Source organism: Halobacillus sp. Marseille-Q1614 (genome assembly GCF_902809865.1).
Taxonomy (GTDB): domain Bacteria; phylum Bacillota; class Bacilli; order Bacillales; family Halobacillaceae; genus Halobacillus_A.
On record NZ_CADDWH010000001.1, the window covers coordinates 475,601 to 488,856 of the forward strand.

Here is a 13,256-nt window from a genome sequence, read left to right on the forward strand (position 1 = left end):
GTTGTCAGTATGCTTCTCTTAATGTTATTATTAGGATTGGATTATACTATTCAACCGAAGTTTTGGAATTTGAAGAGGAGCGGTTGCAATGCTTGGAACCTTAAAGAAAATTTTTGGTGGAGAGAATCGCCAGCTTAAAAGTTTAGAGAAGTTAGCAGAAAAAGTAGAAGAACTAGAACCTGATATAGAGAAGCTCCCAGATGACGGGCTTCGCCAAAAAACGGAAGAATTTAAATCACGTTATGAAAAGGGAGAATCACTGGATGATCTCCTCGCAGAAGCTTACGCCGTAGTAAGGGAAGCTTCTAAGCGCGTGTTAAACATGCGTCCTTTTAAAGTGCAGATACTTGGAGCAATCGCGCTTCACGAAGGTAACATCGCCGAGATGAAAACAGGTGAAGGTAAAACATTAGCCTCTACTATGCCGGCTTATTTAAATGCGCTCACTGGTAAAGGCGTTCATATTATTACTGTGAACGATTATCTTGCCAGCCGTGATGCTACGGAAATGGGCAAATTATTCGAGTTCCTAGGACTGACTGTTGGACTGAACTTAAATGGTATGTCGAAGGATGAAAAGCGTGAGGCTTATAAGGCCGATATCACCTATGGTACTAACAATGAGTTTGGTTTCGACTATTTAAGAGATAATATGGTGTTGTATAAAGAACAGATGGTACAACGTCCACTTCATTATGCCATCATTGATGAAGTAGACTCCATTTTAATTGATGAAGCACGTACTCCACTGATCATTTCCGGATCAGCTTCTAAATCAGCAGACTTATATCAAGCAGCGAATTCTTTTGTCCGTCTGCTGGAGCGTGACGATGAATACACCTATGATGAAAAAACGAAAAACGTTCAACTTACAGAAGAAGGGATCAACAAGGCAGAGAAGTTCTTTAAAATTGAGAACCTGTTTGATCTTTCAAATGTAACGCTGATTCACCACATCAATCAGGCCTTAAAGGCCCATACAACCATGCAGCGTGATACGGATTATGTAGTGGAAGAAGGAGAAGTCGTTATCGTTGACCAGTTCACTGGACGTCTCATGAAAGGACGCCGGTACAGCGACGGCCTTCACCAGGCAATTGAAGCAAAAGAAGGATTGCCGATTCAAAATGAAAGCATGACGCTTGCTTCCATTACGTTCCAGAACCTCTTCCGTATGTATGAAAAGCTGTCAGGTATGACGGGTACAGCTAAAACGGAGGAAGAAGAATTCTTAAATATTTACAACATGCGCGTTATTTCCATTCCTACGAATAAAGATGTTATTCGCGATGATAAACCGGACCTTGTGTATAAAACAATGGATGGGAAGTTTCGAGCGGTAGTGGAAGATATTAAAGAACGATACGAAAATGGACAGCCGGTCCTTGTCGGTACCGTAGCCGTTGAGACTTCGGAGATTATCTCCCGTTATTTAACGAAAGCCAAAGTGCCGCATAACGTACTAAACGCGAAAAACCACTTCCGCGAAGCGGAAATTATTGAAAAAGCAGGTCAAAAAGGTGCGGTTACAATCGCTACAAACATGGCCGGGCGTGGTACGGATATCAAGCTTGGCGAAGGCGTAAGAGAACTTGGCGGCTTGGCGGTTATCGGTACAGAGCGTCACGAATCCCGTCGTATTGATAATCAGCTCCGCGGGCGTTCAGGACGTCAGGGTGACCCGGGAATGTCCCAATTCTACCTGGCGACAGATGATGAACTTATGCGCCGCTTTGCTTCAGATAATATGCGCAATATGATGGAACGTTTAGGCATGGATGACTCTCAGCCGATCGAAAGTAAAATGATCTCTCGTGCGGTAGAGTCTGCTCAAAAACGGGTAGAAGGTAATAACTTTGATGCTCGTAAGACGGTACTGTCTTATGATGATGTCTTACGTCAGCAGCGTGAAGTCATTTACAAGCAGCGTTATGAAGTGCTGGATTCTGATAACCTGCGCGAAATCGTTGAACAGATGATTGAACGCACGGTAAGCCAGACGGTTCAAGCTCACACAACTGAAGAACTGGATGAGGATTGGAACTTAGAAGCCATTGTGGATTATGTTAAAGCCAACTTGCTAGAAGAAGGCGATGTATCCGTTGAGGATCTTAAAGGAAAAGATCCAGAAGAAATGGAAGAACTGATCTTACAGAAGATCAAAGAGCGCTATGATGAAAAAGAAGCGGAGCTTTCAGAAGAGCAAATGCGTGAGTTTGAAAAAGTTATTCTGCTTCGAACCGTTGACCAGAAATGGATGGACCATATTGACCAAATGGATCAGTTGCGACAGGGTATCCATCTGCGTGCTTATGGCCAGAACGATCCATTACGTGAGTATAATTTTGAAGGCTTTAATATGTTTGAGAAAATGGTAGGTTCTATTGATGAGGAAGTTGCTAAATATGTGATGAAGGCCCAAATCCGCAACAACCTGCAGCGTCAGGAAGTAGCCAAAGGGGCAACCGCAGTTTCTGGAAGCCAGGAAAGCAAGCAGCCAAAGAAAAAGTCACCTTACGTGAAAAAAGATACAGTCGGCCGCAACGATCCGTGCCCTTGCGGAAGCGGGAAAAAATATAAAAATTGTCATGGTTAAGAAAGGGAAGAGGCACTCTCAAATAGAGTGTCTTCCCTTATGTTTTTAGAAGAATAATAGGAGTGAGTGGATAATGGATATGGCAGAAATTCGCCACGAATTAGATAATACAGCTAAACAATTAGCGGACTTCAGGGGGTCTCTTTGACGTCGAACAAAAGAAAACCCGAATTGCCGAGTTAGAAGAGGAAATGACTGAGCCCGGATTCTGGGATAAGCAGGAGACAGCACAAAAGGTCATCAATGAACTCAATGGCCTTAAGTATCTTGTCAATACTCTTGAAGGGCATGAAGAAAATCACGAAAACCTCGAAGTTTCTTATGAACTCGTTAAGGAAGAGGATGACGAAGATCTTCTTGCGGAGCTTGTAGAAGAAATCCATCAGCTTGTTGAGAAACTCGGTGAGTTTGAATTATCCCTGTTACTAAGTGAGCCATACGATAAAAACAATGCGATTCTTGAACTGCACCCAGGGGCAGGTGGAACAGAATCACAAGACTGGGCGAGCATGCTTCTTCGTATGTATACGCGCTGGGCAGAGAAACGTGGATTTTCTGTTGAAACGCTCGATTATCTCCCTGGTGAAGAAGCCGGCGTTAAAAGTGTAACCCTTTTGATCAAAGGGCATAATGCCTACGGCTATCTTAAGGCTGAAAAAGGAGTTCACCGTCTCGTTAGGATTTCTCCGTTTGATTCTTCGGGGCGCCGCCACACTTCTTTTGTGTCTTGTGAAGTAATGCCGGAATTTAATGACGAAGTTGAAATAGATGTTCGCACAGAAGATTTGAAGATCGATACGTATCGATCAAGCGGTGCCGGAGGTCAGCACGTCAACACGACAGATTCCGCCGTGCGGATTACTCACGTCCCGACGAATACGATCGTTACCTGTCAGTCTGAGCGTTCTCAAATTAAGAACCGTGAGCAGGCAATGAAGATGTTAAAATCTAAGCTTTATCAGCTGGAGATCGAACGCCAGCAGGCGGAACTTGATGATATCCGCGGCGAACAGAAGGAGATTGGCTGGGGAAGCCAAATCCGCTCTTATGTTTTCCACCCTTATTCCATGGTGAAAGATCACCGCACCAATGTGGAAAACGGTAATACCCAAGCCGTCATGGACGGTGAACTTGAGAAATTCATTAACGCTTATCTGCGCTCACAGATGGACTAGGCTTCAAATGATAAACCAAACCCCTTAAAAAACTAGAAATCCCTTAGAGAAATCTCTGAGGGATTTTTTTCTTTTGAATAAAAAGAAAAACTTAAATCACTGCCACTTTTCTATGGAAGGAAGTGATTTCTGTTTATTCTTTATCTTTTTTGCTATTCTAAATATAAAGTAGAGTAAGAAAGGCAGGTTTGCAAAGATGACAGTAAAAAAAGCAATTATTCCCGCAGCTGGACTGGGCACTCGTTTTCTTCCAGCCACCAAAGCAATGCCTAAAGAAATGCTTCCAATCGTTGATAAGCCGACCATTCAATATATTGTTGAGGAAGCTATAGCTTCTGGAATTGAAGATATTATCATTGTGACCGGTAAAGGGAAACGGGCCATTGAAGATCATTTTGACCATTCCTTTGAACTTGAAGATAACTTATACAAAAAAGAAAAGTTTGATTTATTGGAAAAGGTAAAGCAGCCAGGTGCTGTAGATATTCACTACATCCGCCAGAAGGAACCAAAGGGGCTGGGGCATGCGGTCTGGTGTGCAAGAAAGTTTATTGGGGATGAACCTTTTGCCGTTTTACTCGGAGATGACATTGTGGAGGCAGACAAACCTTGTTTAAAACAGCTGATCGAGCAGTATGAAGAAACAGGGTCATCTATTATAGGGATTAAACAAGTACCTGAAGAAGATACGTCTCGCTATGGAATTATTGCACCGTCCAATCAAGAGGACCGGCGCTATCAAGTGGAATATTTTGTGGAAAAACCAAAGCAGGGCGAAGCTCCTTCTAATTTAGCGATCATCGGCCGTTACGTTCTGACACCTGAAATTATGGATTTGCTTGATAATCAGAAGGCCGGTGCGGGGAATGAAATTCAGCTTACTGACGCTATTGAACGATTGAATAAGACGAAGCCAGTCTATGGATATGAGTTTGAAGGTGACCGTTATGATGTTGGCGATCAGCTAGGTTTCATTGAAACGACTTTATCTATGTCTTTAAAACGGGATGATCTAAAAGATGACGTTCAGAAGCTTATACAAAAGCTTGCTTCCGGAAATACTACACCAAAATAACAACCATCCTTTAATGGAGTAATGCGTTATCATGCTCTCGTTTACATGTCTAACCCCGAGTGGTATACTCCTAGCGGTAGTTTTAACGGATGAGAGGAGTCACTCGTATGATGATGACCAAAAAATATAGGAGGGAACCAATGCCTCTGCTAGTGCGGCATGCTATTGAATATGGACTTGTTATTTTAGGTTCATTCTTTGTTGCGCTGGCTTTTAATGTTTTCTTATTGCCCAATAATATTGCGTCCGGCGGCGTAGCTGGGATCAGTACTATTACGAAAGGTATCTTCGACTGGGAGCCAGGGATCGTCCAGTGGGTGCTTAATGTACCTCTTTTTATAACAGGAGTCATTATATTAGGAAAAAATTTCGGAGTGAAATCATTTGTCGGGACGATGGTGCTGCCTCTTTTTGTATTACTAACGAGCAATCTTGCGCCAGCAACGCCTGATCCTTTGCTTGGAGCTATTTTTGGAGGAATGGGGGTAGGTCTTGGTCTTGGAATCGTGTTTAGAGGCCGGGCATCTACAGGTGGAATTGACTTAGCGGCACAGGTTTTACATAAGTTTACTCATTTACCGCTTGGAGTCAGTGTTGCTCTCTTTGATGGATTGATTGTTTTAACGTCAGCCCTTGTCTTTTCGCTTGAAGAAGGCCTTTACGCGTTAATTGGTTTATTTGCTACAAGCCGAACCATTGATTTTGTTCAAGTCGGATTAAATACATCGAAAAACGTAATGATTATTACGGAAAACTTGGAAGAGACACGCCTTAAAATTTTAAATGAAATAGACCGGGGAGTTACTGTACTTCAAGGTTCCGGCGGGTATACCGATGAGCAGCGAAAAGTGATTATGTGTGTGGTACAGCAGAATGAATTCATCAAATTGACACAAACTGTTAAAAGGATTGACCCGGGTGCTTTTGTAGTCGCTATGAACGCGACAGAGGTACTCGGCGAGGGTTTTAAAATGCCGTAATTAGGTTATACTAATTACATCCAATTTTTAAAAATGATGGTATAGTGAGGTGCAACTGAAATGAAAAAGTGGCTATTGACTCTCCTATTTGGAGGCACACTTGTCCTCAGCGCTTGTGGAGGCGGCGGTGATGAAGGTGCCGAAGAATCTGATGGCGGCGGTGATACCGGCGGAGAAGAAACGACAAGTGAAGAAGTAGATGTAGCAGCTGCAGAGCAGGTATATGAGCAGAACTGTGCGAGCTGTCACGGCGGTGACATGGAAGGTAATGTAGGCCCGGCTCTTACAGACGTAGGTTCTAACTATTCTCCTGAAGAAATTTCTCAAATTATTCAGGAAGGGAAAGGTTCCATGCCTGCTCAAAATGTTCAGCCGGAAGAAGCTGACAATGTAGCAAAATGGCTGACTTCCATGGAATAACAATTTATACTTAAAAAATCCGGTGAATTTCACCGGGTTTTTTGTTTGCTGAGGACTTTTTAACTATTTTTTGGGGGAAGTTGTATACTCTATTCTTTAATTTTTACAAGCCATTAATAGAAAATCTTCAGTTTTTCTATCAGTAAAAATGAGTGTTTCACCCTGTTAATTATGCCATTTCAAGAGTTTTGAATGTGAAATTACCAGGAAGGAATATATCGATATTTGTCGAATGTTATGTAAATATTGAAAAGTTTGAAACAAAAATGTAATATATTTTTGTCTTAAAAACTCGAAATCCAATGTTATAATGTACGAGGACTTGAGTGACGAGAAAGTCAATAACTAAAGTAAAGTTTTTACAACATAGATGATAAACAGCAAAGGAGTATGGGTGATTACTATATGATTGAGATGAAGGGTGTGTACAAGACTTACCCTAATGGTGTCACTGCGTTAAACGGGATCGATGTACATATAGCGAAAGGCGAGTTTGTATATGTAGTTGGACCTAGTGGGGCCGGTAAGTCAACTTTTACGAGACTGATGTTCAGGGAAGAAAGACCTTCAAAGGGTACAGTAAAGATAAATGATTATAATCTATCAACAATAAAAGAACGCAAGGTTCCAAAATTCCGTCGTGACATTGGAGTAGTCTATCAGGACTTTCGTTTACTTCCAAGATTAACAGTTTATGAAAACGTCGCATTTGCTTTAGAGGTTATCGAAGAATCTCCTAACCAAATTCGACGTCGAGTTATGGATGTACTAGATCAGGTGCGTTTAAAAAATAAGGCGCGCTTTATTCCCGATGAGCTGTCGGGAGGAGAACAGCAGAGAGTATCAATTGCCAGGGCGATTGCCAATCGGCCAAAGCTGTTAATCGCTGATGAGCCAACAGGTAACTTGGATCCGGATACGTCGTGGGAAATTATGCACATCTTGGAAGAAATTAATTCAAAAGGTACTACAGTACTTATGGCTACCCACAGCCAGGAGATAGTAAACACGATCAGAAGACGCGTTATTGCGATCGAAGATGGACAGATCGTGCGTGATGAAGCACGGGGGGAATATGGCTATGAAATTTAGAACCCTTGGCAGACATACGCGTGAAGGTGCAAAAAGTGTTTGGCGAAACGGTTGGATGACGATATCCGCCATTGGTGCTGTTACGACTACTCTGTTACTGGTCGGAGTTTTTCTGGCCGTCATGCTCAATTTAAATGAATTTGCAAGCAACGTTGAACAAGACGTAGAGGTAAAAGTGCTTGTAGATGTTACAGCTAATGAGGAACAAATCAATAACCTTGAAAATGAATTAAGCGATATTCCTCAAGTAAATGAATTAAATTATTCATCCAAAGAGGAAGAGCTGGATCAGCTTGTAGAAAGCCTCGGGGACCAGGGGAAAGCTTTTGAATTGTTTGAGCAGAGCAATCCGCTTAACGACGCTTTCGTTATTAAACCTGAAGAACCTGTAGATGCTATTGAGATTGCAGATAAAGCTCAATCCATGGAACACGTGGATGAAGTGGATTATGGTGAAGAAATTGTTCAGCGCTTATTCCAATTTAACGAATACGCAAGGTACATTGGACTGGCTCTTATAGTAGGACTAGTCTTTACAGCTATCTTTTTAATCTCTAACACTATCAAGATTACAATTATTGCCCGGAGAAAAGAGATTGAAATTATGAAGCTGGTAGGAGCAACCAATTCCTTTATACGCTGGCCGTTCTTTATTGAAGGAATGATTTTGGGAGTTCTAGGAGCGCTTATCCCTATAACGGCAATTATAGGCGGTTATTACTACTTGTATTATAACCTGCAGGACCGCATCAGCTTTAACTTTATTCAATTGCTTCCATTCAATCCATTTGCCTTCCAGCTGGCAGGCATTGTCTTAGTTATCGGGGCGTTCATCGGCGTTTGGGGAAGCGTCATGAGTGTACGTAAGTTCTTGAAAGTTTAAGAGAGGAAACAGGGGAGGAAGAAAACCAGATGAGGAAGTTTTACACTGTATCACTTACTACATTATTAGTAGCCGGTTCGCTTCTTACACCTTTTCAAGTGGAAGCAAACGGTGATCTTGATGAGGTAAGAAAAGAGTTACGTGAATTAGAAGAAGAAAAAGGAAATGTCGGAGATAAAAAAAGTAAGATCTCTGAAGATAAAAGTAAAACCGAAGAAGAGATAGCTCAAAACGAAGCAGAGCAGGAAAAAACTGAGAAGCAGATGGAGAAGATCGATAAGCAGCTAAGTGAAACTCAGGAAAAGCTTCGTCAAAAAGAAACGGAAATTAAAGAAACTGAAGAACAAATCACTCAGTTGAAAAAGGAAATTGAAGAATTACAAAAAAGAATTAAAGAGCGTGAAGAGCTCCTGACTGAACGCCTGCGTGCCCTGCAAAAGAGCGGCGGGGACGTTCAGTATCTAGAAGTTCTTATGGGAGCACAGAGCTTTGGAGACTTCCTCGACCGCGCTTCGGCTGTAACGACAATCATGGATCAAGATAAAAACATTATGGACACGCATATGAAAGAAAAACAGCTTCTTGAAGAGAAACAAATAGAAGTAAAGCAGAAGAAAGAGGATCTAGTCAGTCAAAAAGCTGATCTTGAAGAAATTAAGGCCGATTTAGATAAGCAAATGGCAGAAAAAGAAAAATTAATGGAAGAGCTTGAAGTTCAGGAGAAAGAGCTTCATGATCATAAGATGGATTTAGAAGAAGAAGAGTCCCTGCTTAAAAGCCAGGAAGCAGCTATTCAATCCGCCATGAAAAATGCTGAAAATGAAGAATCAGAAATTCAGGCTGAAATAGAACGGCAGGCAGAGCTGGAACGACAAAGAGAAGCAGAGCGTAAGAAGCAAGAAGCAGCTAAGAGCTCAAGTTCTAGCAGTTCTTCCAGTGCATCACCTGCCCCGGCACCTAAACCGGCAGCATTAAGCTCCGGCGACAAGTTTATCCGCCCGGCAGCCGGTCCTATAACTTCTGAAATGGGAGCGCGCTGGGGAAGTAATCATGCGGGGATGGATATTGGAGGCAACGGGACCCCAATTAAAGCAGCGGCTTCCGGTGAAGTTCTGCGTTCGTATTATTCTTCTTCCTATGGTAATGTTGTGTATTTGACACACTATATCGATGGAAAAGTTTATACAACCGTATATGCCCACATGCAAAACCGTCAAGTCAGCTCTGGAGATACAGTTTCTCAAGGCCAGCAGCTTGGTCTAATGGGGAACACGGGACAGTCAACCGGGCCGCACCTTCACTTTGAACTGCATGAAGGGGCGTGGAACGCTTCAAAGAGTAATGCAGTAAACCCTAGAAATTACATTAACTTTTAATAACAAGGCTTGAAGAATGAGGCTGAAGGGAAAGGGAGTGGCTTTCTCTCTATTCATCAAGTTAACAGAGCCAATATTAAAAACAGCTGGTCATAAATGACCAGCTGTTTTTTTAGATACTTCACAATAAAAGGAAGATGTTCTGCGAGACTCCTGGCTAGCTAAAAAACGGGCACAGGCTAATTCCCGCACATTTCAAGAAAAAAGGACTCAGCATAACAAGCTGAGTCCTTTTCATATATTATTGGCCCATTTGCTGCTGACATTGTTGTGCCAGCTGTTGAATTTGCTGAAGCTGTTGAGCTGCATTCTGTTCGCGCTGAGCCATTGGCTGCTGAGCGTTCATGTTCGCACCTGGCTGCTGTTGAGCTTGCTGCATTTGCTGTGCATTTTGTCTTTCCTGCTGTTCTAATTGCTGAGCAATTTGTACGATTTGCTGAAGAGTTTGTTGAACTTGTTGTTGTGGCATGAAAAGAACCTCCTTGAAATTTTGAATCAATACGTAGTGTGCTTCAAAAATTTTTTCTCATACAAAGAAAATGATCTTTTATGGGTTAAGAGTAATTATGTGAATAGCACGTTCACTTTTACAGAAGCTAATGAAGAAAGGAGGTGCTTATGAATGAGACATGTTAAATTACTGGCCGTTAAGTTTATTGTGACTTTGATTGCTCTAACACTTATTCTCGGAGCAGGATACGATGTATCTTTTGGAAATGTGTTCTTAATCTCTCTTGTTTTAGGGGTATTATCATATGTTCTGGGAGATTTAATAATCTTGCCGCGAACGAGTAATACGATTGCTACTCTGGCCGATTTTGTTCTTGCTTATTTTGTCATCTATTTCATGACGGATGCGTTAACTGCAGGAGGCGACTTATTTACCGCAGCTCTGTTGTCTTCGGTTGCGATCGCTATCTTTGAGTATTTCTTCCATAAAAATGTAAGTAACACTCTTAGATATGACAGGACTAAACGACAAGATCGAGCTGCCAATATGGAATTAAGAACGGAAGCTTCCGAGGAATTAACTCCGTACCCCGAAGATGAAGAAGAATAGTAGGGCAGTCCCACACCCTCCTGCTTTTTAGGAGGGTATTTTTTGTCCTTTTAGAAGAGGGTATTTCACTTTCAATGGGATATACTAAGGTCTGCCACAAAATATGTGAATATTGGTGCAGGTTGAATCTTAAGGAGACCTGTAAACAGATGCCTTTATAGAAAGAAAAGGAACGTTAAGGGGGAAGGATGCCCGTGAAAACAAAATGTAAGCCTAATGATAAAAAAATTGCCTGGTGGCAGCTCTCGCTCATTGGAGTCGGCTGTACAATCGGAACGGGCTTCTTTTTAGGTTCCTCCTTAGCAATTAACAGGGGAGGACCCAGTGTCCTTATCTTATTTGTTTTAGCTGCTTTAGGAACCTATATCGTGTTTGACGCACTATCCAGGATGACAGCAGACGACCCGCAAAAAGGTTCATTTCGCACCTATGCTAAAAATGCTTTCGGCCGGTGGGCAGGTTTTAGCAACGGCTGGGTTTACTGGTCATCTGAATTGCTTATAATGGGCAGCCAGTTAACAGCATTAGCGATATTTGCGCAATTTTGGTTTCCGAGTATTCCAATCTGGGTGCTGTCGAGTATTTTTGGGGTGCTTGGCATCGGAGTCATCGTAACAGGTGTAAGCGGATTTGAAAAAATGGAAAATATCTTTGGGGTTATGAAAATCGCGGCTATCTTAATGTTTATCGTTATTGGAATACTTGCGGTCGGTGGTTTTCTTAAAGGAGGCCAGCCTGATCAGGCCTTTGCTTTTTCAAACGAAGGTCTGCTGCCAACAGGGTTTGTCGGGCTATGGACTGCATTTATTTACGTTTTTTATGCGTTTGGCGGAATTGAAGTTATGGGGATCATGGCGAATGAATTAAAAGAGCCGAAAGAAGCTCCAAAAGCAGGGAAGGTCATGCTCCTCCTGCTGACAACGATTTATGTAATATCTATAGGACTGGCCGTCTGGCTGCTTCCTTCCGACAAGTTCAGTGACGATGAGAGTCCGTTTTTATCGGCACTTAAAGCCTTTGATTTATCGTTTGTCCCACATGTGTTTAATGGTGCTCTTATCATTGGAGGATTTTCCACAATGGTGGCATCGCTTTATGGAATTACGACTATCCTGACCTCCCTGTCAGAGGATGGGGATGCCCCGAAGTTCTTTTCGAAGAAAGGACCACGGGACGTGCCTTACTTTTCTCTTCTGCTGACAGTTGGTGGGTTGATCGCATCGATCATCGCAGCCCTTTTGCTGCCTGGAAAAATATATGAGTATTTTACAACAGCGGCAGGATTAATGCTTCTCTATATTTGGGTGTTCATTTTATTTACGTACCATAAAATTGTGGATCTCTCGATGTTTAGTGAAATAAAGCGCTGGGCAGGTGCAATATTGATTGTACTTGGTATTAGTGGTACCTTTTTTCACGCCTCCAGCCGAATTGGTTTCTTCATCAGCCTCGGCTTTGTACTGGTCATTGGTGCTGTCACCCTTTTAATGAGAAAAAGGTGGAGTTCACAAGTGGAACAATAGCTTCGCTGCCTGATAGCCGAAATAGAGAGCGAACCCTAATAAACATACTCCTGATGAAATGGAGATTCCTTTTAGAAGTGTTGGGGTGAGAATTCTTCGAAAACCACTCGAAACGAGTGCCATAGTGACATCCCAGATCATTAGGCCGGTTAATATAGCCGCTCCATACAGGACGACATGGGAGTAGTCATACTTATTCATCGTGTTTGCAAGTACAGAGCCGTATATTCCCAGCCAGAATAAGATCGATAAGGGATTGGTTATCGTTAAAAGAAAGCCGCTTCTAAACGTTTTCCTTAAAGAGTCTTTTTCTCTGTGCTGGGAGGCCGTGATTTCCTGAGAGCTGACCATGCTTTCGATGGCTGTATAAAAAAGCACAAAGGAACCAAACAGCCAAAGGAAAGTTTTCATCAATGGAATTTCTAAAAAGTGAACGACTCCAAAAAATACTCCTGAAATTAATAAGCATTCTCCAATAATGGAACCCAGCCCAATAATCCATGAGTGAAGAAATCCATTGCGGATCCCCTGATCAATTTGTGCCGCATTGATTGGACCAATGGGAGCGGCTAATGATAAACCTAACAATATGTAGCTTAAAAATACGCCCACGAGTTTCGCTCCTCTGCATTTTAATAACTTGTCCTATCCTATTCAGAAAGATAGAGGTCTATGAGGAGGAAAGAAAAAGACACATCCTTAAAGAATGTGTCTTTATTGGTTGGAAGCCTGGTAAGTTTCTTCAATTAAGCGAAGCAGATCTTCTGCCTTTTGGATTTCCTGGGTGTTGGCTTCGGTATTGATTTCAGAGTTCTCTTTCAGCTGGTTAAGGGCTTCTTCTGCCATCTTGACATGCTGCTGAGCTTCAGCAAAGCCGGTATTGCCTTCCTGCATTTTTTCAACTGATTCTTTCGCGCGAAACAGCTGGTCTTTTACATCTTTTATTTGGTCCATTTTATAAGCTCCCTTCTATACGGTTAATTTGCTGATAACCTCTCCTTTTTATACAGGGCGTTGAGAAACGGTAGAAAGGAAGGGAATTTGCGAGACACCACGAGGGACGAGGCTTTACTAGA

The 13,256-nt window shown here is 42.2% G+C and carries 13 protein-coding genes; 10 read left to right on the forward strand and 3 right to left on the reverse strand.

Annotated elements, in window-relative coordinates:
* The first annotated feature begins 88 nt into the window (after window positions 1-88).
* The 8 genes from secA to HUS26_RS02315 all read left to right on the forward strand — a co-directional run bounded on the left by secA (window position 89) and on the right by HUS26_RS02315 (window position 9,597).
* Complete coding sequence (gene secA / locus HUS26_RS02280; protein WP_173915620.1) at window positions 89-2,596, forward strand: preprotein translocase subunit SecA; 2,508 nt, start codon at window positions 89-91, stop codon at window positions 2,594-2,596.
* A 73-nt stretch (window positions 2,597-2,669) separates the two neighbouring features.
* Window positions 2,670-3,771 (forward strand): peptide chain release factor 2 gene (gene prfB / locus HUS26_RS02285; RefSeq protein WP_173915621.1). Its coding sequence is split into 2 segments (ribosomal slippage): window positions 2,670-2,741 and window positions 2,743-3,771, totalling 1,101 coding nucleotides; the frame shifts between segments, so codons are not numbered across the junction.
* Window positions 3,772-3,967: 196 nt separating this feature from the next.
* Window positions 3,968-4,846, forward strand: a complete 879-nt coding sequence (gene galU, locus HUS26_RS02290) for a UTP--glucose-1-phosphate uridylyltransferase GalU (protein ID WP_173915622.1) — start codon at window positions 3,968-3,970, stop codon at window positions 4,844-4,846.
* A 140-nt stretch (window positions 4,847-4,986) separates the two neighbouring features.
* Entirely contained in the window at window positions 4,987-5,826 is an 840-nt protein-coding gene (locus tag HUS26_RS02295; protein ID WP_254434121.1) for a YitT family protein, read from the forward strand.
* Window positions 5,827-5,886: 60 nt separating this feature from the next.
* Window positions 5,887-6,246, forward strand: a complete 360-nt coding sequence (gene cccB / locus HUS26_RS02300) for a cytochrome c551 (RefSeq protein WP_173915623.1) — start codon at window positions 5,887-5,889, stop codon at window positions 6,244-6,246.
* A 405-nt stretch (window positions 6,247-6,651) separates the two neighbouring features.
* Entirely contained in the window at window positions 6,652-7,338 is a 687-nt protein-coding gene (gene ftsE, locus HUS26_RS02305) for a cell division ATP-binding protein FtsE (RefSeq protein ID WP_173918715.1), read from the forward strand.
* Window positions 7,328-8,221 carry a permease-like cell division protein FtsX gene (ftsX, locus tag HUS26_RS02310; RefSeq protein ID WP_173915624.1) on the forward strand — a complete coding sequence of 298 codons (894 nt, stop codon included), beginning with the start codon at window positions 7,328-7,330 and terminating at the stop codon, window positions 8,219-8,221. Before ftsE ends, ftsX begins: the two co-directional genes overlap by 11 nt.
* A 29-nt stretch (window positions 8,222-8,250) precedes the next feature.
* A complete protein-coding gene (locus tag HUS26_RS02315) occupies window positions 8,251-9,597 on the forward strand; it encodes a murein hydrolase activator EnvC (protein WP_173915625.1) in 1,347 nt (448 codons plus the stop codon).
* Window positions 9,598-9,838: 241 nt separating this feature from the next.
* On the opposite strand, the gene HUS26_RS02320 is transcribed toward HUS26_RS02315, so the two are convergent.
* Window positions 9,839-10,066: a hypothetical protein gene (locus HUS26_RS02320; RefSeq protein WP_173915626.1), complete on the reverse strand. Its 228-nt coding sequence runs from the start codon at window positions 10,064-10,066 to the stop codon at window positions 9,839-9,841.
* Window positions 10,067-10,219: 153 nt separating this feature from the next.
* Between HUS26_RS02320 and HUS26_RS02325 the strand changes: the two genes are divergently transcribed.
* Both HUS26_RS02325 and HUS26_RS02330 read left to right on the forward strand, forming a co-directional pair.
* Complete coding sequence (locus HUS26_RS02325; protein WP_173915627.1) at window positions 10,220-10,657, forward strand: YndM family protein; 438 nt, start codon at window positions 10,220-10,222, stop codon at window positions 10,655-10,657.
* A 194-nt stretch (window positions 10,658-10,851) separates the two neighbouring features.
* Window positions 10,852-12,180, forward strand: coding sequence for an amino acid permease (locus HUS26_RS02330; RefSeq protein WP_254434122.1), 1,329 nt, complete (start codon window positions 10,852-10,854; stop codon window positions 12,178-12,180).
* Here the strand turns inward: HUS26_RS02330 and HUS26_RS02335 are convergent.
* Window positions 12,163-12,792: a LysE family transporter gene (locus HUS26_RS02335; protein ID WP_173915629.1), complete on the reverse strand. Its 630-nt coding sequence runs from the start codon at window positions 12,790-12,792 to the stop codon at window positions 12,163-12,165. The two genes, HUS26_RS02330 and HUS26_RS02335, sit on opposite strands and share 18 nt — an antisense overlap.
* A gap of 102 nt (window positions 12,793-12,894) precedes the next feature.
* Window positions 12,895-13,134, reverse strand: a complete 240-nt coding sequence (locus HUS26_RS02340) for a hypothetical protein (protein WP_173915630.1) — start codon at window positions 13,132-13,134, stop codon at window positions 12,895-12,897.
* Between the last annotated feature and the right edge of the window lie 122 nt (window positions 13,135-13,256).